Origin of the sequence: Corynebacterium sp. CCUG 69979, from assembly GCF_024454095.1 — a bacterium.
GTDB lineage: Bacteria > Actinomycetota > Actinomycetes > Mycobacteriales > Mycobacteriaceae > Corynebacterium > Corynebacterium genitalium.
Genome location: NZ_JAGPZA010000015.1, coordinates 14650 through 37419, shown reverse-complemented (window position 1 = coordinate 37419; position 22770 = coordinate 14650). Strand labels below are relative to the sequence as shown.

Below are 22770 nucleotides of genomic sequence, written 5' to 3'. Positions count from 1 at the left end.
GTTCGGTCATGCGCGCACGATGGTGGACAGAACCTCGGCCAGTTTGGTGTTGTCGCCGGTGTCTTGGGAGTGAAAGCGGGCAGCGACGAAAGTGTCGCGAAGCGGATCATCAAGGAACACCGCTGGTTCCAGCACGTAGCCCGCGTTGCGGGCGAGCTCGCTGAAGAACACCACCTGCGCGCGGGTGTTGCCCTCTCGGAAGCTGTGGATGACATTGATTTCACCCCAGGCTTCCGCAAGTTCGATGATGAACTCCTCTCGCGTCAAACCTTTGAGTAGGTTCTTTTCGGCCAAAAGCCGGTACTGCTTTTCGGCTGCTTCGGTGAGGACGGGTCCGGCGGGGTAGTAGGCGTGGCCGTCTTTGGCCATCCATTGCCCGGTTGGGGCGACGCGTTCTTCGCCCGCCCACTCGTACACATCCTGGAGAATGTGGCGGTGGATCGCCTTCATGTGGGCGTAATCGAAGTTGCCGGGGAGGGGGTTGGTGGCGAGCTCATTCAAGCGGAACTCCGTGTTAACCAACTCCAGTACCCGCAGTTTTTCTGGGTCTTCAACGCCGAACGGTTCTTCATCGCTCACGAAGAGGTTGCGTAATGTACGTGTTCCAGGGATGAAGTAGTCATCCCAGTTTCTGAACGCCCCCCACCGCGCCATTATCCGAGGATGTGTTCTCGAGCCAGCTGTTGAGCTTGTTCGGTTGTGAGCTCACCTGCAGCGTGGGCATCGAGCAATTCCGACAGGTAGGGGTCGGCTGTGCGCCCGCCGGCTAGATTCGCGGCGCCTGCGGAATATTCCCGGATTTCCTTGGGTGAAAGATCAGAAGTTGGGTTGAGGTTTTTCATCGTCCGAGTCATGTGCGACCCCCTTTTCTTCCTGCTGATTCTACAGTTGGGAGGCGCTAAAGCTCCAGACCGTCCACCCAGTCCCTGGCGATGACGGCTGGCTCGGCGCGCTCGTCGCCGACGTTGCGGAGGTTCATTTCCACCAGGTCATCAGTGGTCAATGAGGCGTTGACGTTGTTGAGAACGTCGAGCGCTTCGGGCGGCAGTTGGCCGGCGCGGATGACGGGGACGACGTTCTGCGGCGGGATGAGGTTTAGGGGATCCTCGAGAATCACGAGGTCGGGGCGGTCACCCTTGCCGGTGATGGCGGGGGAGGTGGTGAAGATGTTGGCGGTTTCTGCCGCGCCCTCGACCAACGCCTGAACGGTGAGCGGGCCGCCAGCATCCGAGATCGGCTTCACCCTGATCTTGGACGGGTCAATGCCGTAGACAGAGGTCAAACCAGGCGGGCCGTAACGCCGCTCTGCGAATTCGGGCGGGGCAGCCACGGTGATTTGATCGAGCTTGTCCAAATCGGCGATGGTCTGGATGTCGTTGTCTGCGGCGGTCTCGGCAGTGACACGGTAGGCATCTGCTGATGATGCGGGACTGAACTCGCCGACCTCGATGGTTTCGGGCAGGGAGGAGGTGAGGGTGTCGCGGATGGTCTGCTCGTCGGCGCCTTCGGGCAGGTCGTCGTAAAAGGCGGCCAGGTTGCCGGCGTATTCGGGCACGACGGTGACGTCGCCGTCCTCCAAGGCGGTCATGTAGACCTCGCGGGAGCCGATGCCGGAAGCGACGTCGACATCGAAACCGGCATCCGAAAGCGCGGCCGCCCAGATCTGGCCGATGATTTCGGCTTCGGGGAAGTTGGCGGTGCCGATGACGATGTCCCCGCTGGCCTCGATCTCCGGCTCCTCGGTCGTCTCAGTCTCCAGCGGGTCACCCGAGGCGCACGCCGCGAGAACCAGCGGCAATAACAGCACCCACACGCGTTTGAGCATTAGCCGTTTCCTTTCACTCGCAGGCCCGCAGGCGTGGCCCAGCGTTGCACAGCAGCCAACAGGAGGTCCATGACCAGCGCCACAAGCGTGACGACGATCGCTCCCGCCACCATCCGTGCGTAATCCTGCACCGCAAGCCCATCGATCAAGTAGCGGCCCAACCCGCCCATGCCGATGTAGGCGACGACCACCGCGGTGGCCAGCACCTGGACGACGCAGGACCGCAATCCGCCAAGGATTGTCGGGGCAGCAATGGGTAGCTCGACGTGTCGAAGAATCTGCCGTTCGCTGAATCCGGCAGCGCGGGCGGAGTAGACCACGTCGCGCGAGACCGAGTCGAAGCCTGCCACCACGCCGGCGAGCAGCGGGGTCACGGCGAGCAGCACGAGCACGATGGTGGCGGGAATGATCGGCCAGCTGATCCCGCGCGGAATGGAAATGGCCAACCAGGTGAGCAGGCCGAGGGCAGGCAGAGCACGCAGGGCACCGGAGACAGCGAGCACTGCTGAGGCTCCGCGTTGTGTGTGGCCCACATACATCCCGATGGGCAGTGCAATGAGCACGGCGCAGAGCACAGCCAGGAACGTGTATCCGAGGTGTTCGGCGATCCGCATGGGAAAGCCGGTGGCGCCGGACCAGTGGGTTGGGTCGGTGAGGTAGGTGAACGCGTCGATAATCGGTTGCATGGCGGTCAGTGCCTCCACGGCATGGTGAGGCGGGCGATGAGGGTGAGGCAGACGTCGATAAGCACTGCGAGCAGAATCGTGCCCACGAGCCCCGCAATGATCTCGGTGGGGAAGGCGCGCTGGAAGCCTTCCGTGAACAGCGTGCCGAGGGACTGCACGCCAACGAGCGCGCCGACGGAGATGAGGGACACTGTCGATGCCGCCACGACCCGCACCCCGCTCAGCAGCCCGGGGCCGGCTAACGGAAGTTCAACCCGCATCACGCGCGCCAGGGGCGAGTAACCGGCTGCGGTGGCTGATTGGCGCACGGCCCCAGGAACGGCGTCGAACGCGTCGGCAGCGCTACGGACCATCAAGGCAATGCCGTAGAGCGTCATCGCGATGACGACGTTGACGGGGGAGAGAATCGAGGTTCCCAACACCAACGGCATGAACACGAACATGGCCAAGCCCGGAATGACATAGATCAGGCTGGTCACCACAACGATGACTTCGCGGAACCGGCCTGAGCTGTGCGCGGCCCAACCGAGCGGGACTGCGATGAGGAAGGACGCAATGATCGCTGGTAGCGCAATGAGTAGGTGCTGCCAGGCAAGGCCGGCGATCATGCCGAGATTGCTGGAAAGCCACGCCCAATTCACCGCAGCACCCCTTTGATGTTGCCGCCAGCGTCGAGGACGAGCGTCTCGCCGTCGCGCTCTACGGTGCGTAGGGTGCGCGCGTCCATGCCGACGAAGTCGCGCACGGCATCGTTCGCGGGGCGCGCCATGATCTCTTCCGGGGACGCTGCTTGCTCGATGCGGGCTTGCTCCCCGAGGATGACTACGGTGTCACCGAGATAGAACGCCTCCTCAATGTCATGACTGACAATGAGGATCGTGGTGGCAAGGTTCTCCCGAATGCTCATGATCTCCTGCTGGAGGCCGCGGCGCACCACCGGGTCGACGGCACCGAAAGGCTCGTCCATGATGAGCACGTCCGGCTGATTCACCAGACCGCGAGCCACCCCGACGCGCTGCGCTTGGCCGCCGGAAAGCTCCGCGGGGTAGCGGTCCTCCAATGCGGGGTCGAGGTTGACCAGCTCGAGCATCTCGGATGCCTTGCGTTTCGCCTCTGACTTGCTCGCTCCGCCGAGTTTGGCGACGTCGGCGACGTTGTCGCGGACGCTGCGGTGGGGCATCAGACCGGAGTGCTGCATGACGTAGCCGATGCTGCGGCGCAGTTGAACTGGGTCCGTGTCCGCAACATCCTCCCCACGCACAAGAACTGCGCCGGTATCGGGCTCGACCATGCGGTTGACCATGCGTAACAGGGTTGTTTTGCCGCAACCGGACGGGCCGACGAAGGCGGTTGTGGAACCCTCCTTGACGGTGTGGGAGAAGCCATTCACTGCCGGTGCAGAGGTTCCAGGGTACGTCTTTGAGACGTCGCGGAATTCAATCACCAAGCCCAGCGTAGCTTGTTGAGCCGGAAAGGAGTGGGTTTACATGTACGGGTTAAAAGAAAAGCGGCATGACGAGCAGCATGGTCACGCTCCACGTCAGGTGCACGGCGATCGGTGAGTACAACCGCCGCGAGCGCGATGCCTCGTAGAACGCCACGGCGCCGAGAACCAGGGCTGAGAACACCAGCAGCGGCACGCCCATTGCGATGGTGACCACGCCGTAGATCAGGGTGGACACCACGCCGACAGAGATTTCCGGGAGCCGGGGGAACCGTTCGCGCAGCTGCCGCGGCACCATGTCGCGGTACACCAGCTCCTCGCCGATCCCGTTGATGACCAGCACAAAGAACGTGGGCAACAGCCCGCCCTGATCCGGGGTGTTCAGCAGCTGCTCGACGGGGCCTGCCAGGAACGGAATGTTCTGCACCACTAGCGCGCCGAGCACGAAGACGATCGCTAAAACAGCACCGATGAGCACGCCACGGCCGAATTCACGCCCGATGCCCGGCCCGGCAAATGCGGTCTTGCTGCCCCACAGCCACCAGCCGAGTGCGTACACCGTCGCGGCAAAAAAGGTAAAAGCGTAGAACCCGAGGCTGCCGTCACCCGCATTGCGTGCCAAGAACAGTCCGAGTGCGCCCAGCACGCAGGGAATGACCCAGCCGAATCTCATGCGGTCAGTATAGGTTGGGGGCATGACTCGCACAGCTCTTGTAACAGGTGCCACTGGATTCATCGGGGGAGAGGTCGTGAGCAATTTGCTTGACGACGGATGGCGCGTGCGCATCCTCTGCCGCTCCGCCGCGAAAGCGAGAAAACGCCCTTGGGGCGATGACGTGGACATCGTGGAAGGAGACGCGACCAACCGCGAGGACGTCTCCCGAGCTCTTGAAGGCGTGGACTGTGCCTGGTACCTGCTGCACTCCATGGACAGCGGCTCTGGCTTTGCCGACGAGGAAGCGACAATGGCCCGCCAGTTCGGTGAGGAAGCTGCGCGCCACAAGGTAGGCCGGATCGTTTACCTCGGCGGCCTGCACCCGGATGGGGTGACCGGGGACTCTGACGATGTCTCCGAGCACCTTGCCTCCCGCATCAAGGTGGGGGAGATCTTGCTGGATTCGGGTGTTCCCACCGCCGCGCTCCAAGCAGGCGTGGTCATCGGTGCCGAATCATTGTCATTCAAGCTTTTGCGTCACGTGACTGAGCGCGTTCCGCTCTTCATCGCGCCAGATTGGATCACCAACGAGATCACCCCGATTAGCCAGCGCGACATTGTCCACTACCTCGTTGCCGCCGCTGACCTCCCATCCGATCTCAACCGCACGTTCGATGTCGGCGGCCCGGACACCATGCCGTACGTGGAGATGATGCAGCGCTACGCCGAGACCGTGCAGATGCGGCGCCGTCCCTACTTCACCGCCCCAATCATGACCCGCCCCATGGCAGCCCTGGGATTGTCGTTTGTGACGCCGTTGACGTACGGGGAGATCTTGCCGATCTTTGACTCCGTTTCTTCCGACACTGTGGTCAAAGAGCGGGACCTCGAAGACCTCGTCGGCACTCCGGAGGGTGGCAACGATTCATTCGAGTCAGCCGTTATTGAAGCCGCCCTTGGAACGTACCCGCATCACTACAGGTCCACGGCCACCATGTACCACGCGCTCGCGGCGATCTGGTCCCTCTTCGCCCCCGGTAGGAAGTGGTGGCTGCCGCTGAATCTCACCCAAGCGGTGGTCATGGTGCCCACCCTTGCCGACATCAACGAACGGGATGATTCGCAGACCCTGGATGATGCTTCCGGGCTGTCGCCGCTTGGCGCGCCAGCCTCACAGGCTGCCCTAGCGACGGCAATGAACTGGGACTTCAACTGGATCGCCCGTCGGTGGCCCAACAAGTGGACCCGTGGCGCGTGGATGGTCTCCTCGCTCGACCTTGCGCGCCGGGCCTACAAGGAAAAACCGGTGCGTGCCCTCGCTCTGCTGCCGTACATCGCGGGCCAGTTCTTTCTCGTTCCCCGCTCCCGCCGCTAGCGGCGACCGTTGTCATTGACGGCTTCGGGGTGCCGTAGACTCTGGTTCTGTGCGAGCGCTCGCCGCCCGCACGCCCCTATAGCCCAATTGGCAGAGGCAGCGGACTTAAAATCCGTTCAGTGTCGGTTCGAGTCCGACTGGGGGCACTATTTCTTCAGCGCTTCGGGTCGATGACGCAGAACGTCAGCGGGGCAGACCGCATCCGGTAGGTGCCGGGTTCGGCCTCGAGCACAGCCATGATTTCGTGGCGCAGGGCTCGGTTGACCTCGACGGTGATGTGCGCGGACAGCGGGGGTTCCTGAGTGCGCCGCTGTTTGCCTGGACTGTCGCGGCTGAAGGTGACTGACGACGATGCGGCATTCTCGTCCGGGAGAAACCGCAGCCACGCTTCGACACCGTTGCCCGCACCCATGACCGCGAAGGTCCTGTCGTACCCAAGCCGCCAGCGCATAGCGCGGACAACATCTGCGGCAGCTTGAGCGGTCATGTCAATGCGCCCCGATTCATCCACGGCGAAGTAACTGGAGGACACCGCAGATATCGACGAGCCTTCCGCCTCAGTGTGGGAGGTGATGAGGGGGAGGGAGGAGGCGTCGATAAGCAAGGAGCTGCGACGCGGATCGCTCAAGCCGAGCGGAATGCTGTCGCCGAGAACACCCGCGAACTTCAAAGGATCCCAGCGCAATGCCGCCTCAAGCTCATCTGCGGTGACTGCGACGGCGTAAATGAAACGGACCCAGCCGGTGGGGGAGATCGAGAGCTCCAGAATCGGGTCGTTGACGAAGATGAACGCTGACAGCGTCGCGTCCGTGCAGACAGGGGAACGTAAGTCCATGTAGTGGCCCGGCTCGAGCGAATCACCCGATTCACGCAGGTACGCCGCCAAGCGGCGAAGACGGTGGACAGGCCACGTGGGAGGCTCTTCTGTCAGAGGCACTCGCAGGGAAAGCTCTGTCTGAAGCCCGGCGACTGGCTGCGAGCTGTTCGTCTGGGAAATCCCGTGCGTGACGTAGAGGTAGTGGGGGACAGGCTGGTCGAAACGGTATACGAGCACCGCGACACCGTCGCTGAACTCCAGCTCGCCATGCACTGCGACGGGATCTGCGCCCGCCAGCGCCGCGAGATGGTCAAGCAAGAACTCGCTGCCGGTGCGCTTCTTCACCCGGTCGCGCGAGAAGAACCTACGCCTCCAGACCATGGCTTACATACTATTTTGCGCCCGGCGGGAACGAAACGGGCAGTTCTCCCGTTGAACGGTATGATCGAATACCGGTCGAATCTTTGCTTCGAGCTATAAATCAGAAAGGAAACAGGCCAGTGAAATCTTCCAACCCCGTGATGGCGCGACTTCCTCAGTCTGCACAGCAGGCTGGGTTCGGCCAGCCCCAGGGCGGCCACGGCTACAACCCGCAGGGCGGCTCCTACGGCTACGACCAGCAGGGCGGCTACCAGGACCCCTACGGCGCTAGCCAGAACCCTTACGGCCAGGCCGGTTACGCGCAGGATCCGTACGCTGGTGCGACTGGTGAGCGTCCCATCACCGTCGACGACATCGTGACCAAGACAGGCATCACCCTCGCCGTGATCGTGGCATTTGCCCTGATCAACTTCGGTATCGGCATCGCAGTCGACCCGAGCATCTCCATGATCCTCACGTTCGTGGGTGCCATCGGTGGCTTGATCACCGTCCTGATCCACAGCTTCGGCGGCAAGTACGGATCCGCTGCTGTGACCCTGATCTACGCCGCGTTTGAGGGCCTCTTCGTCGGCGGCTTCTCCATGGCCGTCTCCGGCTGGATGCTCGGCAACGCAGACGCTGGCACCCTCGTCTTCCAGGCCGTACTGGGCACGGTTGGTGTCTTCGCCGGCATGCTCTTCGTGTACAAAGTCGGCGCGATCCGCGTTACCCCGAAGTTCACCCGCATCCTCACCGGCTGCATCATCGGCGTGGCCGTCCTGGCCGTCGGCAACCTGCTGATGTTCATCTTCACCGGTATGTCCCCGCTTCGTGATGGCGGCCCGCTGGCCATCGGCTTCTCCCTCGTCTGCATCGTGCTGGCATCCCTGAGCTTCCTCGTCGACTTCGACACTGCCGACAAGCTCGTCCGCATGGGTGCGCCGGCCAAGATGGCATGGGGCGTTGCCCTCGGCCTGGCCGTCACCCTGGTCTGGCTCTACACCGAGATCCTGCGCCTCCTGTCCATCCTCTCCCGCGACTAGGCAACAGGTAGTAACCCACCCGCCTGCCTAGGCGTTTCCTAGGCACCTGCAGCTCGAAGCAGGATTCGGATTCGTGCCCCCCGCACACCGTTCAGCTCCTGAATGGGTGCGGGGGTTTCGATCTGCGGGGGTGTCGCTTACGGGAGCGGGGCTGGGTGGACGGAGTGGGGTGCGGCCGGTCGGAATGGGGAAGTGAACGGGAATGAACCTCTGCCTTTGAACAAGGTCAGCGCAGAGGGTTTCACCCCAGCACTCAGTTCATAGGCAGAGGTTCATGGCACTTTCGGGGTGGATTGCAGAGGGGCGCGCCCGCACTCCAGTCGCGTTCCTGCCGCCCCGCCGCACCCGCCCCCCTTAGGAACGACGAGAAACCCCCGGCAAACAACCGGGGGCTGCAGAGACTCTATTGTTTAGTAGTCCGACTGCGGCATGACATCCTTGCCGTCGATAGAGACCTTGGTGAACACCAGCTGGCCGTCTTTGACGTCGGGAGAGGTGAGGGTGATCTTCACGTTCTCCTCGACTCCTTCACGGCCGCCGTTGTTGCGGGTGGTGGTGCCCTGTGCGATCTCGTCGGACCACTCTTCCCACACGATGTTAAGGGCGAAGTCGTTGTTGTCCTTGCAGTTCAGGTTGATTTCGACGGGCTGGTGCACGGGGGCGCCGTTGCAACCGATGTAGAACGGGGTGCCGTCCGGTGCGGACTCAGCGTTCTCGCGGTCCGCAGCGGTAGTGGTCGCACTTGCCGTATTCGCGTCGGTGACGTTGGCGGCACTGGTGCTGTCGGTCTCCTGGACCTGGCCCGCGCCCGTCAGGGAGTCAGGGTCCTGGCTCTGTGCGGTGTCCACCTTCTCCTCGGATGCCTGCTCGTTCGGCGGGGAGCAGGCTGCGAGGCCGAGGGCGGTGGCGGCGGCGAAGGCGACTGTGGCGACCTTGCGGGAAGTGCGGGTAGTCACTGCGGAGATCCTTATCGGGTAGAGATGTTGTTGAAGGGGCGGCGCGGTCTACTGAGCTGCGCGGGGAGTCTTTGCCTTAACCGAATCATACGGCTTTGCGGACTCGATCGTGACCGAAATTTCGCGGCCGTTTGGTGCGGTGTAGGTACGGGTCTCGCCCTCGGTGGCGCCGAGCACGGCTGCGCCGAGCGGGGACTGCTCGGAGTAGGTCTCCAGGTCCTTGTTGTCGGTGGAGGCGGCGCGGGTGCCGATGAGGAAGGTTTCCTTATCGTCCTCGTCGCCGTTGTAGTAGACGTGCACCACGGAACCGACCACGGCCATGCCCTCGACAACGCCGGTGCGCTCAGTGGTGGAGTTGGCCAGCAGTTCGGAGATCTGCTTGATGCGGGCTTCTTCCTGGTCCTGCTGTTCGCGCGCGGCGTCGTAGCCGGCGTTTTCCTTCAGGTCGCCTTCTTCGCGGCGCTCGTTGATTTCGGCGGCGATGGCTGGGCGGTTGTCGATGAGCTGCTGCAGCTCGGCCTCAAGCTTGGCCTTCATTTCCGGGGTGATGTATTGCTGCTGCGAATCAGCCATGGAAGTGTAACCCTCGTTTCGGTTTTTAACGTCAGTGGTCGGTTGGGATCCTAACACAGCGCATGCTTATCGACGGCAGCCGGGTAGGGTCTCCGGCCTGCGGTTTTTAGCGTGCGGCAGTGTGTGTCGCCTCCGCGTCGAGGTAGGAGGGGAACGTGGTCGAGCAGCCGTAGACGCCGCCGGAGACGGGCTGTTCACCCACCGGGATATCCACGTGCATGCGCATCTGCTTCTCTCCGCCGGGCGGGATGACTACGTCGCGGCGGCCGATCTCGGTCATGTCGTAGTTCAGGGAGGTGATGATGCAGTAGGAGGGGACGTCGATAGCTGAGTCGTCGCGTTGGACGTCGAACCAGACGCGGGATGTGGTGTCGTCGACACGCTCGTGCGAGACGAGGGTGGCGCTGATCGGCTGTGACTGGCGCTGCATGACGTAACGGCCCAGGAAGACCACGATGAGAGCGACGAGAATGACAGCGACTACGGCGACGACTTTCCCGGAGGTTCCCGATGTGCGTCGCGGCTGCTCGTCGCCGTACCGTGCGGCGGGACGGTCGATGGTGGTCACGGTGGCTCCTCTACTAAGATGATCTCCCGATCAACCTTAACTCAACCAGCTAACTCAACTAGAGGTGAGTACTACGTGACGGGCTTTCGCTTGCTGGCTATCCACGCGCACCCTGACGATGAGTCATCGAAAGGTGCGGCGACGATGGCGAAGTATGCCCATGAGGGCCACCGCGTCAAGGTGCTCACCTGTACGGGCGGGCAGCGTGGCGACATTTTGAACCCGGCGATGAACAAGCCGGGGATCATTGAGAACATGACCGATGTGCGCCGCGAGGAAATGGCGGCAGCTGCCAACGCGCTGGGTGTGGAGCATGAGTGGCTCGGCTACGTCGATTCCGGGCTGCCGGAGGGCGATCCGCTGCCGCCGCTGCCGGAAGGCTGCTTCGCGCTGAAAGATCCGGAGGTTGTGGCGAAGACGCTGGTGGCGGAGATCCGCGAGTTCCGCCCCCACGTGATCATCACCTACGACGAGAATGGCGGCTACCCGCACCCGGACCACATCATGGTTCATCAGGCATCCGTGATCGCGTGGGAGAAGGCGGGCGATCCAGAGTTCGCTCCAGAGATCGGTGCACCCTGGGAGCCGCTGAAGCTGTACTACACCCACGGTTTCGTGCCGCAGCGCATGCGTCTACTGCACGACCGCCTGTTGGAAGATGGTGTCATCGGTGACGGTGAGACCAGCCCGTATGAGCCGATGCTGCGCCGGTTCGAGGAGAATTCTTCCGACATCATGCAGCGCGTGACCACTCAGGTGGACTGCGGCGACTACTTCCAGAACCGTGCTGACGCTTTGACAGCCCACGCGACGCAGATCGATCCAAACGGCCCGTTCCTCGCCAGCACCCCTGAGGTGCAGGCTGAGCTGTGGCCCACTGAAGAATTCGAGCTCGCGCGCACCCGTGTGCAGACCGACCTGCCGGAGACGGACCTCTTCGCAGGCATTGAGGAGGAGCATTAATGCTTATCGACGTCACAACCGACACGATCATTCTCGCCCAGCAGATGAACCCCGATGCTCCGGTCGGTCCGGAGTTCGGTAAGGCGGAGCCGATCGGTGCCTTCATCGTGTTGGCTTTGGCCGTCGTCATCTTGCTCATTGGATGGGCGTTTCATCGGAGGTACTCGCGGTTCAATCGTCGTAAAGCATTTGCCGAAGCTCGCGGACTCGACGTGTTCGATGAAGCTGCCGTGGATAAAGCCATGGAAGAAGAAGGTCTGCTGGACCGCCGAAAGAAGTCGATTTTCTAGCGGCTGCGCGCGCTAGGATGAGTGCCATGGCCCTGCTTGAACGAATTCTGTATCCGCTGTACGAACGGCGTTTGAAGCATGAGCTGCAGGGTAAGAACCAGCCGAAACACATCGCCGTCATGGCCGATGGCAACCGCCGCTGGGCGCGCGAGGCTGGATTCACAGATATCGCGCACGGCCACCGTGTCGGGGCCGCGAAGATCGCGGAGCTCGTCGCGTGGTCGGCTGAAATGAACGTCGACGTGGTGACCATTTACTTGCTCTCCACCGAGAACCTCTCGCGCACAGCGGAAGAAGTCCAGCTGCTCTACGACATCATCTCCGGCGTCGTCGATGAACTGTGCAGCGACGAGTTTGAAGCTCGCATCCGGCTCGTGGGGCATCTGGATCTGCTGCCGGAGAAAGTCTCGCAGCGGATGCGTTCGGCAGCGGCGGCGACGGAGGCGAAGAACGGCATCGTGGTCAACATCGCGGTCGGTTACGGAGGCCGCCAGGAGATCGTCGACGCGGTGCAGCACTTCATCCGCGCCAAGGTGGATGAGGGTGTTCCTGCCGCGGAACTCGCGGACCATGTCAGTGTCGAATCCCTCTCGAAGCACCTCTATACCTCCGGCCAGCCCGACCCGGACCTGGTGATCCGCACATCAGGGGAACAGCGGCTATCTGGCTTCCTGCTGTGGCAGTCCGCCTACTCGGAGATCTGGTTCACCGATACGTACTGGCCGGCGTTCCGCAAGATCGACTTCCTTCGCGCTCTGCGAGATTACTCGCAGCGCTCGCGCCGCTTCGGCAAGTAGCTAGATCTTCCGCATCCGGACGCGCTGCACGGAGTGGTCCGCCGCCTTCGACATCACCAGCGATGCGCGGACACGCGTGGGCAGGATGTTCTCCACCAAGTTCGGCAGGTTAATGGTTTGCCAGATGCGGCGGGCTTCGGCGGCGGCGGCTTCGTCGGAAAGCGGGGCGAAGCGGGCGAAGTGCGCCCCTGGCTCTTGGAATGCTGTGTTCTTGAGTTTGATGAAGCGGTCGATGTACCAGCGCTCAATATCTTCCGTCTTTGCGTCGACGTAGACTGAGAAGTCGAACAAGTCGGAGACCATCAGCGTCGGGCCAGTCTGCAGCACGTTGAGGCCCTCGAGGATGAGAATGTCTGGATGGTCTACCACCTGGTACTCGCCAGGGAGAATGTCGTAAGCGTCGTGAGAGTAGACCGGAGCCTTGACGTTGTCGCGGCCGGCTTTCACGTCAGTGACAAAGCGCAGCAGATCGCGCCGGTTATAGGACTCCGGGAAACCTTTGCGCCCAGTGAGATTGCGGGCCGTGAGCTCCGCGGTGGGCAGCAAGAAACCGTCGGTGGTGACCAGATCCACCCGCGGGTGGGACTTCCATCGCTCCAGCAGCACTTGGAGCACACGGGCCGTGGTCGACTTGCCCACCGCGACGGACCCGGCGACACCGATGATGAAGGGCACGTGCCCGGGGTTTTCCCCAAGGAAGGTTTCCGTGGCGGCCGTGAGCTTCTGGCGCGCACGAACCTGCAAATGCAACAGACGCGACAGCGGCAGGTAAATCTCGGCGACCTCGTTGAGATCCATGCTCTCACCGATACCGCGCAGACGCGCAAGCTCGTCCTCGGTGAGCACCTGCGGCATCTCCGCGCGCCGCTCCCGCCAAGCGTCACGCGTCAAATCCAGATAGGGGCTAGGGTCTGCTGGTCGCGGCATGAGGACCATTCTTACACTGCTGGCGGTGGTTGGCTTACTGTGGTGTGCGTAGAAGGCTCGACCCGAAAGGAACGATGATGACCGACGATCTCCGCTACCAAGAGCTCGCCCAGCTAGACCCGGATGTTTATGAGCAGATCCTCGGGGAGGTCTCCCGCCAGCGCAACACTCTGGAGATGATTGCCTCAGAGAACTTCGTGCCGCGCGCAGTGCTGCAGGCCCAGGGGTCGGTGCTGACCAATAAATACGCGGAGGGCTACCCGGGCCGCCGCTACTACGGTGGCTGCGAGAACGTCGACGTCATCGAGGATATTGCGCGCGACCGCGCCAAGGAGCTGTTCGGAGCCGAGTACGCCAACGTCCAGCCGCACTCTGGCGCACAGGCGAACGCCGCTGTGCTGCATGCCCTGATTAAGCCGGGCGACACCATCATGGGTCTGTCCCTGGCTCACGGCGGCCACCTCACCCACGGTATGAAGATCAACTTCTCCGGTCGTCTCTACAACGTTGTCGCCTACGAGGTCGACCCGGACACCATGCTCATCGACATGGATAAGGTCCGCGAGCTGGCGTTGGAGCACAAGCCGCAGGTCATCATCGCTGGCTGGTCCGCTTACCCGCGCACCGTCGACTTCGAGGCGTTCCGGGCGATTGCCGATGAAGTCGGCGCTTACCTGTGGACCGACATGGCCCACTTCGCCGGCCTTGTAGCCGCCGGCCTGCACCCGTCCCCGGTGCCGCACTCCGACGTGGTGTCCACCACGATTCACAAGACCCTCGGCGGCCCGCGCTCCGGCATGATCCTGGCGAAGCAGGACTATGCGAAGCAGCTCAACTCCGCTGTCTTCCCCGGCCAGCAGGGCGGACCGCTCATGCACGTGGTCGCCGCGAAGGCCACCGCGCTGAAGATTGCCGGCACGCCGGAGTTCAAGGACCGCCAGGAGCGCACCCTCGAGGGCGCCCGCATTCTCGCCGAGCGCCTCACCGCATCCGACTGCAAGGAAGTCGGCGTCGACGTTCTCACCGGCGGTACCGACGTCCACCTTGTGCTCGCGGACCTGCGCAATTCCGAGCTCGACGGCCAGCAGGCCGAGGATCTGCTCCACGAGGTCGGCATCACCGTCAACCGCAACGCTGTCCCGAATGACCCGCGCCCGCCGATGGTCACCTCCGGTCTGCGCATCGGCACCTCGGCCCTGGCGACCCGCGGATTTGACCAACAGGCGTTCACCGAGACCGCCGACATCATCGGTACCGCGCTGGCTCAGGGCACCAACGCCGACGTCGAGTCTCTGCGTGCCCGCGTGACCAAGCTCGCGGAGAACTACCCGCTGTACCCGGGTCTTGAAGACTGGAAGATGCTCTAACGCTCTTTTGACTCTTCCGCAGGCCCGTCGCCGCGCTCTTGTGCGTGGATCCGGCGGGCCTCACGCAACCATGCGGGCTGATCCGCCAGAAGAGCCTGGATCTCTTCAGTGGTCAGCGGCTTATCCATGTCGTTCTTCTTCAAGGCAGTAATGGAAATGCCGAGTTTGCGGGCGACTTCGGGGCGGGGGTGGGGGCCGTCGGCGCGCAAGGAACTCAGCCACTGCGGCGGGTTCATCTGCAGTTCGCGCAGTTGGGCGTGTGTGACGGCACCGTCCTGGAACTCCTGCGGTGCTGCCGGAAGGTAAATACCGAGCTTCTTCGCGGCAGTTTCCGGTTTCATGGCTGTGCTGGACGGGGTGTTCGAGGGCGTTTCGCTCATGCCACAGACGGTAGCATCGTGGCATGTCCAGCCCCCTCCGCCTCGCGTTCGTCACTGGCACCGAGCCCGGCAAGTGGTTCGCCCGCTACCGCGCAAACCACCAACTCGAGGAGATTCCCAGCGACGACCCGTTCGAACTCATCGACAGCGGTGCCGCCCAGCTCGCCCTGATGCGTGTACCCGACGACCGCATCGGGCAGCCAGGGGAGCAGTTCCACCACGTGCGTCTCTACGAGGAAAAACCCGGTCTCGCTGTCCCGAAAGACTCGCTCTATGACATCGGGGAGCCCATTTCGCTTATTGACGTCACCGACGAGCCCGTCAACTACACCTATCCCAACGGAACGACCGACGACCTGCGGATGGCGCTCCAAGTCGTAGCAGCGAACGTGGGAGTGGCGTTCGCCCCGGCACCGTTGCTGAAAGTGCTGTCTAAAAAACAGGTCGTTGTCGCGGAGCTGCAAGGGGAGCCGGCGCATGAGCCAACGGCGATTGCGCTCGTGTGGAAGGTGGAGGAAGACTCCGATGCGATCCAGGATTTCGTTGGGGTGGCGAAGGGAAGGACGCGGAACTCGTCGAGAAGCAGCGCTGAGAATCGGGACCGAAACCATCGTTCGGGCGACAAACGAAAACACAAAGTAAAAAGCAAAAGCAGTGGCCAGCGCAAGGGATCCCGCCGCAATTACCCCAAAAAGGGGGGAAGCAGAAAACGTATGTAACGTGAAGTTTGCATAATGGTGAACGGTCTTAAAAGTTAGCTTATGAAAGGACTTCATATTATGAACATCAAGATTAACCGTAAGCTCGGCGCTTCCGTCGCAGCTCTCGCACTGGCCACCAGCCTTGCTGCTTGCTCCGACGATGCTGACAACGCTGACGGCAACGTCGAAGAGGTCGAGGCAACCGAGACCAATGTCGAGACCGTGACCGAGGAGACCGACGCTGAGGGCGAGGGTGAGGACGGCGAGACCGTCGAGATCACCACTCAGGACGGCGAGTCTGTTCTGGTTCCGGCTGCCGCACAGGAAGCTGCTGAGGAGCACAGCGGCGGCAACTGGGGCGACCCGTTCAACGTTGAGTCCCGCGAGGACGGCACCACTCTGATCGAGTACGACGCTGAGAAGAACATCGTTTACTCCGAGGAGACGGGCGCTGTGCCGGTCGTCGGCGAGATCTCTAAGACCTGGAAGGAAGAGGGTGGCTTGGACGCAGAGGTCGGCCTGCCGACCGCGCCTGAGGAGAAGCGCTCCGACGACAACGGCTGGATCCAGGAATTCCAGAACGGCACCATCGAGTGGCTCGAGGAGAACGGCGAGTTCACCGCGAAGATCAGCTAGTTGACGCTGTAACCGGAAATTCACCTTACATCGATGTAATTTCCACTTTGCTCCCCTAGTGTGGCAGGTGTCAGGTACCGCGAAGCACGGTCCTGGCTACCCGACAACCGCACTAGGGGAGCAATTGCATGTTTGACCCTTCTGTTACCCAGATCGACTCCGCACCTGAGCAGCTCACGGCGCACACCGCCTTGAGAACCTACGTGATCGACACGTCAGTCCTTCTGTCTGATCCGTGGGCGTTGAAAAAGTTCGCGGAACACAACGTGGTTCTGCCGCTCGTGGTCATCACGGAGCTCGAGCAGAAGCGCCATCACCCAGAGCTTGGCTGGTTCGCCCGCCAAGCTCTTCGCTTTTTGGAAGACCTGCGCGCCGACTACGACCGGCTCGACCAGCCCATGCCCGTCAACCTTGACGGTGGCATGCTGCACGTGGAACTCAACCACCAGTCTCAAGACAACCTGCCGTCCGCCCTGCGCGGCGGGGAGAATGACAACCGCATCCTCGCCTGCGCCTACAACTTCATGCAGGAAGGTAGGGACACTGTTTTGGTGACTAAGGACGTGCCGCTGCGCGTCAAGGCCGGCGCTGTTGGTTTACCTGCGCAGGAGTACCGCGCACAGGATGTCGTTCTGACCGGGTACACCGGCATGGCTGAGCTCGAGGTCTCCGGGGAAGAGATCGACGAGCTTTATGCCACCGGCTTCTGCGCCATCGACACCGGTGAGCTTCCGGTCCACTGCGGCCTGACGCTCAACGCCGGCAACAAGTCGGCGCTGGCCCGTGTTGCACCTTCGGGCGGGGTCAAGCTCGTGCGCGGCGATATCGACGCGTTCGGTCTGTCCGGCCGTTCCGCTGAGCAGCGGGTCGCGCTCGATCTGCTTCTCGACGATTCCGTCGGCATCGTCTCCATCGGCGGTCGCGCCGGCACCGGTAAGTCGGCGCTGGCACTGTGCGCCGGCCTGGAGTCTGTCCTGGAGCGCGGGGAGCACAAGCGGATCATCGTCTTCCGTCCGCTCTACGCCGTCGGCGGCCAGAACTTGGGCTACCTGCCGGGCGACGAGATGGAGAAGATGAACCCCTGGGCCCAGGCGGTCTACGACACCCTCGAGGGCGTCGTGTCCGATAACGTGCTCGAGGAAGTCGCAGCGCGCGATCTCGTCGAGGTGCTGCCGTTGACGCACATCCGCGGCCGCTCGCTGCATGACGCATTCGTCATCGTCGACGAGGCCCAGTCCCTCGAACGCAACGTGCTCCTGACTGTCCTGTCCCGACTCGGTCGCGGCTCCCGCGTGGTGCTCACCCACGATGTCGCCCAGCGCGACAACCTGCGCGTGGGCCGCCACGACGGTGTTCAGGCTGTCATTGAAAAGCTCAAGGGCCAGGACCTCTTCGGGCATGTGACCCTGACGCGCTCGGAGCGTTCTCCGATCGCGGAGCTGGTGACAGACCTCCTCGAGGACCACGCCTAACCCGTGGGCTCAGCCACGCCGCAGGGCGCTAACCTGCGTCTGCGGCGCGGTTTTCGTGCTGTGGGAGTGACTTGTACGATGGTCGCCATGCCGATTCCCGAGTCCGAACGCGATTTCACAATCCGCCCCATCCGGCCGGAGGACTACCCGCAGGTCCGCGACATCTACGAAGCAGGCCTAGGCACTGGCCATGCTTCGTACGAACAGAATGGGCCGACGTGGCAGAAGTTCGCTACGAACAAGATCATTGAGACGGTGTTTGTCGCCGTCGAAAAGCATGATGATGACCGTGTGCTTGGCTGGGTTGCTGCGGCGCAGGCGTCGACACGCAGCGTGTTCCACGGTGTTGTGGAGGACTCGATCTACATTCACGATGACGCGAAAGGCCGTGGCGTTTCTGGTGCCCTGCTGGACAAGCTCATCGAGACGTGCATTGGGCTGAACAAATGGTCCATCCACTCGTGGATCTTCCCGGAAAACACCGGCTCGGCGGGGCTGCACGAGTCTCGCGGGTTTGTGAAGGTGGGCACCTACCACCAGATGGCGCTGATGACATACGGCGAGCTGGCCGGCACCTGGCGCGACACCGACATTTATGAGCTGCTGCTGCCCAAGCCGGGCAAGCACTAGCTGGCAATAGCTACTCGACGGTTTCCTTCAGTTTCACCTGCTCAACAGGGAACAGCAGGGCCATCGCGACGAGCACGAGCGGAATGAGCAGCAAGAACACCGGCGTCAGGCCGTCGTTGTAGCTCGATGCGATCGCGTCATGAATAGGGCCGGGTAGCTGGTCCATGATTTCCGGCGTGAGCGCGTTGGGGTCGAACCCTTCGGTGTACTTCGCGGCTTCCGGACCGAGCTGCTGCAGTGCACCTGGCAGCCGTTCTTCCATGTTGTTTTGCGTGTTGTGGATGAATATGGTGCCCACCACAGACGCGCCGACGGACATACCGATCTGGCGGAAGAAGTTGTTCGCCGCCGTCGCGGTGCCCACCACGCGGATGGGGAAAGAGTTCTGCACGATGAGGATGAGCACCTGCATCACCATGCCCAGCCCGAAGCCGTAAATGAAGATGTAGATGCCGAGCACGCTTAACGACGTCTCCGCCGTCAACCTCGACAACAAGAAGCACCCGAGAGCCACAATGCCCATGCCGACGATCGGGAAAATCTTGTACTGGCCCGTCCGCGAGATCAGCGCGCCGACTCCGATGGAGGTGAGCAGCATGCCGCCGACCATCGGGATCATCATCAGGCCCGCCGCCGTCGGCGACATGGAGTGGACCATTTGCAGGTACGTCGGCAGGTAGGCCATGACGCCGGTCATGGACACACCTAGAACAACGCTGGCTGCGGTGGTGAGAGCCATGTTGCGGTTGTCGAACAGGTGCATCGGCACGAGCGGGTCGCCCGCCCGCAGCTCCACGAAGACGAAGATTGCGCCCACGACGACCGCCGCCGCGAGCAGCCCGAGGATGGTCGGGGAGCCCCACGGGTACTGCAGCCCGCCCCACGTCGTCGCCAGGATGAGGCACGTCGTCGCAATCGCCAGCAACACCGCACCGAACCAGTCGAAGCGGAAGTTCTCCCTGTCGCCCTTGGACAGCTTCAACACGATCGCGGAGATCGTCATGGCCAAAATGCCCAGCGGGATGTTCATCCACAATCCCCAGCGCCAGCCGGGACCATCGGTGAACCAGCCGCCGAGAACAGGCCCCAGCACCGAGGAGATGCCGAACACCGCGCCCATAACGCCCATGTACTTGCCGCGCTCGCGCGCCGGAACGACTTCCGCGATGATCGACTGCGAATTGATCATCATGCCGCCCGCACCGAAGCCCTGGACCGCGCGGCCGATGATGAGCAACTCCATCGTGTGGGCGAAACCGCCGATGGTCGACCCGATGACAAACAGCCCGATGCAGCCGATGTAGAACCATTTGCGGCCCAGGCCGTCGCCAAGCTTGCCGAAGACAGGCAGCGCAATGGTCATGGTCACCATGAACGCCGAGATCACCCAGCTCATGTGCTCCACACCACCGAGCTCGCCGACGATCGTCGGCAGGGCAGTAGAGAAGATCATCTGCCCCAGCGAGCTCATGAGCATCGTCGTCAGAAGCGCAGCGAACACCAGCCCGACGTTCGGTTTGCCGGCTTCCTGCTCGTGTTCTTCAGTGTGCTGATCGTGTTGAGTTTCCGTCACGCATCGAAGACTACACCTGAAAAACGACATGAAAGAAGGCCCAGCGAGCGAGCACGCTGAGCCTTAAACCGTGGCAGCTAGTTGCGGTCGGTGTTCGCCATCGACAGCACGTCGAGGCGCTTGTCCATCTCTTCTTCGGAGAGGTCGTCGCCGATGAAGCCCAGGTCGATGGTGGCCTGGCGGATGGTGATGCCTTCCTTGACCGCGTGCTTGGCAATCTTGGCGGCATTTTCGTAACCGATTGCAGAGTTCAACGGGGTCACGATCGACGGAGAGGACTCTGCGAGGGTGCGCATGCGCTCCTCGCTGGGCTCGATACCGTCGACAAGCTTGGTGGCGAACTGACGGGAGGTGTTCGCCAGCAGACGCGCGGACTCGAGAACGTTGCGCGCCATGACCGGGATGAACACGTTGAGCTCGAACTGGCCCTGGGTGCCGGCGAACGCAACAGCTGCATCGTTACCGATGACCTGCGCAGAGACCTGGGTAGCGGTCTCGCACAGCACCGGGTTGACCTTGCCCGGCATGATGGACGAACCCGGCTGCAGGTCCGGCAGGTGAATCTCGGCGAGGCCGGCGAGCGGGCCGGAACCCATCAAGCGGATGTCATTGGCGATCTTGTACAGGGAGACAGCCACAGAACGCATCGCGCCCGAGAATTCGACCAGACCGTCGCGGTTGGCCTGCGCCTCGAAGTGGTTCTTGGCCTCGGACAGCTGCTCAACACCAGTGAGCTTCTTCAGCTCCTCGGTGACCTTGCCGCCGAACTCAGCCGGAGTGTTGATGCCGGTGCCCACAGCGGTGCCGCCGATGGCCAGCTCACCGAGATGCTCCAGGGTGTTGCGCACGCGCTCAATGCCCAGCTCGATCTGGCGGGCGTAGCCGGAGAACTCCTGACCCAGGGTGACCGGGGTGGCGTCCATGAGGTGGGTGCGGCCGGACTTGACCACTTCCTTCCACTCGTTGGCCTTCTTGTCCAGGGACTCGTGCAGCACCTGCAGCGCCGGGATGAGGTCGTTCGCAGCTGCCTCGGTCGCGGCGACGTGGGTCGCGGTGGGGAAGGTGTCGTTGGAGGACTGACCCATGTTCACGTCATCGTTCGGGTGAACCTCCACACCGTTCGCCTTCGCGATCGACGCGATGACCTCATTGGTGTTCATGTTGGACGAGGTACCGGAACCGGTCTGGAAAACGTCGATCGGGAACTCGTCGTCGTGCTGGCCGTCAGCGATTTCCTTCGCGGCGGCGATAATGGCATCGGCCTTCTCGGCGTCCAGGTTGCCCAGGTCCTTGTTCACCTGCGCACACGCAGCCTTGAGCAGGCCGAGTGCGCGGATCTGCTGCGCCTCGAGCCCACGGCCGGAGATGGGGAAGTTCTCCACGGCACGCTGGGTCTGTGCACGCCACAGCGCGTTCACGGGCACCTTCACTTCACCCATGGTGTCGTGCTCGATGCGGTATTCCTGATCAGCCATAATCATCCTTTGCGGTTGGAACGTGTTCCGGCGCGGGTAGCGCCGCTCCTGACATCCGCCATTATTCCTGATTTGCCGATCCGAGGAGACCGAATAGGGGATACGTCGATCGGCCGCGTTAGTCGTTTTTGCATAAGAAAACCGCCCAGTGATACCGGGCGGCCTAAGTGGGAGGTTTCGTCGTAAAGCGCGGAGCTTAGTTGTTCGGACCGGAGTAGTCCACAACGGAGTATTCGCGCAGCTTGGCCAGCTGGTGCTGGGATTCGACGAGGCGGACGGTTCCGGACTTGGAGCGCATCGCCAAGGAACGGGTGGTAGCGCCGTTGGCGCGGTAGGAGACACCGCGCAGCATGTCGCCGTTGGTCACGCCGGTGGCGGAGAAGTAGCAGTTGTCGGAGCTGACCAGGTCGTTGATGCCCAAGACGCGGGTCAGATCGTGGCCGGCTGCGACGACCTTTTCACGTTCTTCGTCGGACTGCGGGGCGAGCATGCCCTGGATTTCACCCTCGAGGCACTTCAGCGCGCAGGCAGTGATGACGCCCTCCGGGGTGCCGCCGACACCCATGGCGATGTCGATGGAGTTGTTATTGCGCGCGGCAGCGATGGCCCCAGCGACGTCGCCGTCCATGATGAAGCGGACCTTCGCACCAGCGGCGCGGATGTCGGCGACGAGCTCGGCGTGGCGCGGGCGGTCGAGGACAACAACAGTAACGTCGCGCGGCTCAATGCCCTTCGCCTTCGCAACGACCTCGATGTTGTGCGCCACCGGCGCCGTGATGTCGATCTTGCCTGCTGCCTCGGGGCCGACGGCGATCTTGTTCATGTAGAACGCATCGGCCGGGTCGTACATGGTGCCGCGCTCAGCGGCCGCGATGACGGAGATGGAGTTCGGGCGACCCTCGGCCATCAGGCGGGTTCCGTCAACAGGGTCGACTGCGATGTCGAGCTCGGCACCCTGGCCGTTGCCCACGCGCTCACCGTTAAACAGCATCGGTGCTTCGTCCTTCTCACCTTCGCCGATGACGATGATGCCGTCCATGTTCACGGAGTTGATCATCTTGCGCATCGCGTCGACAGCGGCTCCGTCGCCTTCGTTCTTCTTGCCGCGGCCGACCCAGCGGCCGGAGGCTAGGGCGGCGGCCTCCGTGACGCGAACGAGTTCCATCGCTAGATTGCGGTCGGGTGCTTCGACGGGGTTACCCATTGGTTTGTGCCTCCTGGGGCAGTTGCAGATCGATACGTGTATTAGCCTATTGT

The 22770-nt window shown here is 62.6% G+C and carries 26 protein-coding genes and 1 tRNA gene; 11 read left to right on the top strand and 16 right to left on the bottom strand.

The genetic code is table 11. The features are described from left to right. Positions 1 to 6: 6 nt before the first annotated feature. From KBX18_RS09080 to KBX18_RS09050, 7 genes are all read right to left on the bottom strand, one after another. Positions 7 to 579, bottom strand: a complete 573-nt coding sequence (locus KBX18_RS09080) for a Fic family protein (protein WP_255995733.1) — start codon at positions 577 to 579, stop codon at positions 7 to 9. Positions 580 to 653: 74 nt separating this feature from the next. Beyond that, on the bottom strand, positions 654 to 854 hold the full coding sequence (locus KBX18_RS09075; RefSeq protein ID WP_005291148.1) for an antitoxin VbhA family protein: 201 nt from the start codon (positions 852 to 854) through the stop codon (positions 654 to 656). A gap of 44 nt (positions 855 to 898) precedes the next feature. Further along, positions 899 to 1825 carry an ABC transporter substrate-binding protein gene (locus KBX18_RS09070; RefSeq protein WP_255995732.1) on the bottom strand — a complete coding sequence of 309 codons (927 nt, stop codon included), beginning with the start codon at positions 1823 to 1825 and terminating at the stop codon, positions 899 to 901. Then, positions 1825 to 2511, bottom strand: a complete 687-nt coding sequence (locus KBX18_RS09065; protein ID WP_255995730.1) for an ABC transporter permease — start codon at positions 2509 to 2511, stop codon at positions 1825 to 1827. Before KBX18_RS09065 ends, KBX18_RS09070 begins: the two co-directional genes overlap by 1 nt. A 5-nt stretch (positions 2512 to 2516) precedes the next feature. Continuing rightward, positions 2517 to 3152 carry an ABC transporter permease gene (locus KBX18_RS09060; protein WP_370687241.1) on the bottom strand — a complete coding sequence of 212 codons (636 nt, stop codon included), beginning with the start codon at positions 3150 to 3152 and terminating at the stop codon, positions 2517 to 2519. Next, the gene (locus tag KBX18_RS09055) at positions 3149 to 3955 is read right to left on the bottom strand and encodes an ABC transporter ATP-binding protein (RefSeq protein ID WP_005291138.1); all 807 of its coding nucleotides are present in this window, start codon (positions 3953 to 3955) and stop codon (positions 3149 to 3151) included. The genes KBX18_RS09060 and KBX18_RS09055 overlap by 4 nt, the downstream gene beginning before the upstream one ends. A 52-nt stretch (positions 3956 to 4007) precedes the next feature. Continuing rightward, entirely contained in the window at positions 4008 to 4628 is a 621-nt protein-coding gene (locus KBX18_RS09050) for a CPBP family intramembrane glutamic endopeptidase (RefSeq protein WP_255995729.1), read from the bottom strand. 22 nt (positions 4629 to 4650) lie between these two features. Between KBX18_RS09050 and KBX18_RS09045 the strand changes: the two genes are divergently transcribed. Both KBX18_RS09045 and KBX18_RS09040 read left to right on the top strand, forming a co-directional pair. Next, entirely contained in the window at positions 4651 to 5985 is a 1335-nt protein-coding gene (locus KBX18_RS09045; RefSeq protein ID WP_255995728.1) for an NAD(P)H-binding protein, read from the top strand. A 72-nt stretch (positions 5986 to 6057) separates the two neighbouring features. Continuing rightward, positions 6058 to 6131, top strand: a tRNA-Leu gene (locus tag KBX18_RS09040). Positions 6132 to 6139: 8 nt separating this feature from the next. Here the strand turns inward: KBX18_RS09040 and KBX18_RS09035 are convergent. Next, complete coding sequence (locus KBX18_RS09035; RefSeq protein WP_255995727.1) at positions 6140 to 7183, bottom strand: suppressor of fused domain protein; 1044 nt, start codon at positions 7181 to 7183, stop codon at positions 6140 to 6142. Positions 7184 to 7302: 119 nt separating this feature from the next. Between KBX18_RS09035 and KBX18_RS09030 the strand changes: the two genes are divergently transcribed. Continuing rightward, entirely contained in the window at positions 7303 to 8205 is a 903-nt protein-coding gene (locus tag KBX18_RS09030) for a Bax inhibitor-1/YccA family protein (protein WP_005291123.1), read from the top strand. A 410-nt stretch (positions 8206 to 8615) separates the two neighbouring features. On the opposite strand, the gene KBX18_RS09025 is transcribed toward KBX18_RS09030, so the two are convergent. From KBX18_RS09025 to KBX18_RS09015, 3 genes are all read right to left on the bottom strand, one after another. Next, positions 8616 to 9161, bottom strand: a complete 546-nt coding sequence (locus KBX18_RS09025; protein WP_255995726.1) for a hypothetical protein — start codon at positions 9159 to 9161, stop codon at positions 8616 to 8618. A gap of 48 nt (positions 9162 to 9209) precedes the next feature. Then, entirely contained in the window at positions 9210 to 9734 is a 525-nt protein-coding gene (greA, locus tag KBX18_RS09020; protein ID WP_255995725.1) for a transcription elongation factor GreA, read from the bottom strand. 106 nt (positions 9735 to 9840) lie between these two features. Next, the gene (locus tag KBX18_RS09015) at positions 9841 to 10302 is read right to left on the bottom strand and encodes a DUF4307 domain-containing protein (RefSeq protein WP_255995724.1); all 462 of its coding nucleotides are present in this window, start codon (positions 10300 to 10302) and stop codon (positions 9841 to 9843) included. Positions 10303 to 10377: 75 nt separating this feature from the next. Between KBX18_RS09015 and mca the strand changes: the two genes are divergently transcribed. Genes mca through KBX18_RS09000 form a run of 3 tightly spaced genes read left to right on the top strand, consistent with a single transcriptional unit; the run spans position 10378 to position 12352 of the window. Then, positions 10378 to 11265 (top strand): mycothiol conjugate amidase Mca, encoded by an 888-nt coding sequence (gene mca / locus KBX18_RS09010; RefSeq protein WP_255995723.1) that lies wholly within the window; start codon positions 10378 to 10380, stop codon positions 11263 to 11265. Continuing rightward, entirely contained in the window at positions 11265 to 11555 is a 291-nt protein-coding gene (locus tag KBX18_RS09005; protein WP_005291110.1) for a hypothetical protein, read from the top strand. Before mca ends, KBX18_RS09005 begins: the two co-directional genes overlap by 1 nt. 26 nt (positions 11556 to 11581) lie before the next feature. Then, positions 11582 to 12352 carry an isoprenyl transferase gene (locus tag KBX18_RS09000; protein WP_255995722.1) on the top strand — a complete coding sequence of 257 codons (771 nt, stop codon included), beginning with the start codon at positions 11582 to 11584 and terminating at the stop codon, positions 12350 to 12352. On the opposite strand, the gene coaA is transcribed toward KBX18_RS09000, so the two are convergent. Continuing rightward, complete coding sequence (coaA, locus tag KBX18_RS08995) at positions 12353 to 13279, bottom strand: type I pantothenate kinase (protein WP_040424583.1); 927 nt, start codon at positions 13277 to 13279, stop codon at positions 12353 to 12355. A gap of 77 nt (positions 13280 to 13356) precedes the next feature. Here coaA and glyA point away from each other — a divergent pair, with 77 nt between their 5' ends. After that, positions 13357 to 14646 (top strand): serine hydroxymethyltransferase, encoded by a 1290-nt coding sequence (gene glyA / locus KBX18_RS08990; RefSeq protein ID WP_040423798.1) that lies wholly within the window; start codon positions 13357 to 13359, stop codon positions 14644 to 14646. Here glyA and KBX18_RS08985 read toward each other — a convergent pair. Further along, positions 14643 to 15026, bottom strand: a complete 384-nt coding sequence (locus KBX18_RS08985) for a DUF5997 family protein (RefSeq protein WP_255995721.1) — start codon at positions 15024 to 15026, stop codon at positions 14643 to 14645. The two genes, glyA and KBX18_RS08985, sit on opposite strands and share 4 nt — an antisense overlap. Positions 15027 to 15049: 23 nt before the next feature. On the opposite strand from KBX18_RS08985, the gene KBX18_RS08980 reads away from it, so the two are divergent. The 4 genes from KBX18_RS08980 (at position 15050) to KBX18_RS08965 (ending at position 18465) form a co-directional block, all read left to right on the top strand. After that, on the top strand, positions 15050 to 15745 hold the full coding sequence (locus KBX18_RS08980) for a substrate-binding domain-containing protein (RefSeq protein ID WP_255995719.1): 696 nt from the start codon (positions 15050 to 15052) through the stop codon (positions 15743 to 15745). A gap of 60 nt (positions 15746 to 15805) precedes the next feature. Next, entirely contained in the window at positions 15806 to 16363 is a 558-nt protein-coding gene (locus KBX18_RS08975; RefSeq protein WP_005291091.1) for an LGFP repeat-containing protein, read from the top strand. A gap of 128 nt (positions 16364 to 16491) precedes the next feature. After that, the gene (locus KBX18_RS08970) at positions 16492 to 17835 is read left to right on the top strand and encodes a PhoH family protein (protein WP_005291089.1); all 1344 of its coding nucleotides are present in this window, start codon (positions 16492 to 16494) and stop codon (positions 17833 to 17835) included. A 78-nt stretch (positions 17836 to 17913) separates the two neighbouring features. Beyond that, complete coding sequence (locus KBX18_RS08965) at positions 17914 to 18465, top strand: GNAT family N-acetyltransferase (RefSeq protein ID WP_255995752.1); 552 nt, start codon at positions 17914 to 17916, stop codon at positions 18463 to 18465. A 10-nt stretch (positions 18466 to 18475) separates the two neighbouring features. On the opposite strand, the gene KBX18_RS08960 is transcribed toward KBX18_RS08965, so the two are convergent. The 3 genes from KBX18_RS08960 to glpX form a co-directional block, all read right to left on the bottom strand. After that, positions 18476 to 20038: an MDR family MFS transporter gene (locus KBX18_RS08960; RefSeq protein ID WP_255995718.1), complete on the bottom strand. Its 1563-nt coding sequence runs from the start codon at positions 20036 to 20038 to the stop codon at positions 18476 to 18478. Positions 20039 to 20115: 77 nt separating this feature from the next. After that, complete coding sequence (locus KBX18_RS08955; protein WP_255995716.1) at positions 20116 to 21513, bottom strand: class II fumarate hydratase; 1398 nt, start codon at positions 21511 to 21513, stop codon at positions 20116 to 20118. A 196-nt stretch (positions 21514 to 21709) separates the two neighbouring features. Further along, positions 21710 to 22717: a class II fructose-bisphosphatase gene (gene glpX, locus KBX18_RS08950; protein WP_255995715.1), complete on the bottom strand. Its 1008-nt coding sequence runs from the start codon at positions 22715 to 22717 to the stop codon at positions 21710 to 21712. Positions 22718 to 22770: the final 53 nt, after the last annotated feature.

Coding starts and splice junctions, on each gene's coding strand:
- KBX18_RS09075 (WP_005291148.1), bottom strand. CDS start 854: ATGACTCGGACGATGAAAAACCTCAACCCAACTTCTGATCTTTCACCC.
- KBX18_RS09070 (WP_255995732.1), bottom strand. CDS start 1,825: ATGCTCAAACGCGTGTGGGTGCTGTTATTGCCGCTGGTTCTCGCGGCG.
- KBX18_RS09065 (WP_255995730.1), bottom strand. CDS start 2,511: ATGCAACCGATTATCGACGCGTTCACCTACCTCACCGACCCAACCCAC.
- KBX18_RS09050 (WP_255995729.1), bottom strand. CDS start 4,628: ATGAGATTCGGCTGGGTCATTCCCTGCGTGCTGGGCGCACTCGGACTG.
- KBX18_RS09045 (WP_255995728.1), top strand. CDS start 4,651: ATGACTCGCACAGCTCTTGTAACAGGTGCCACTGGATTCATCGGGGGA.
- KBX18_RS09035 (WP_255995727.1), bottom strand. CDS start 7,183: ATGGTCTGGAGGCGTAGGTTCTTCTCGCGCGACCGGGTGAAGAAGCGC.
- greA (WP_255995725.1), bottom strand. CDS start 9,734: ATGGCTGATTCGCAGCAGCAATACATCACCCCGGAAATGAAGGCCAAG.
- KBX18_RS09005 (WP_005291110.1), top strand. CDS start 11,265: ATGCTTATCGACGTCACAACCGACACGATCATTCTCGCCCAGCAGATG.
- KBX18_RS09000 (WP_255995722.1), top strand. CDS start 11,582: ATGGCCCTGCTTGAACGAATTCTGTATCCGCTGTACGAACGGCGTTTG.
- coaA (WP_040424583.1), bottom strand. CDS start 13,279: ATGCCGCGACCAGCAGACCCTAGCCCCTATCTGGATTTGACGCGTGAC.
- glyA (WP_040423798.1), top strand. CDS start 13,357: ATGACCGACGATCTCCGCTACCAAGAGCTCGCCCAGCTAGACCCGGAT.
- KBX18_RS08985 (WP_255995721.1), bottom strand. CDS start 15,026: ATGAGCGAAACGCCCTCGAACACCCCGTCCAGCACAGCCATGAAACCG.
- KBX18_RS08980 (WP_255995719.1), top strand. CDS start 15,050: ATGTCCAGCCCCCTCCGCCTCGCGTTCGTCACTGGCACCGAGCCCGGC.
- KBX18_RS08975 (WP_005291091.1), top strand. CDS start 15,806: ATGAACATCAAGATTAACCGTAAGCTCGGCGCTTCCGTCGCAGCTCTC.
- KBX18_RS08970 (WP_005291089.1), top strand. CDS start 16,492: ATGTTTGACCCTTCTGTTACCCAGATCGACTCCGCACCTGAGCAGCTC.
- KBX18_RS08965 (WP_255995752.1), top strand. CDS start 17,914: ATGGTCGCCATGCCGATTCCCGAGTCCGAACGCGATTTCACAATCCGC.
- KBX18_RS08955 (WP_255995716.1), bottom strand. CDS start 21,513: ATGGCTGATCAGGAATACCGCATCGAGCACGACACCATGGGTGAAGTG.
- glpX (WP_255995715.1), bottom strand. CDS start 22,717: ATGGGTAACCCCGTCGAAGCACCCGACCGCAATCTAGCGATGGAACTC.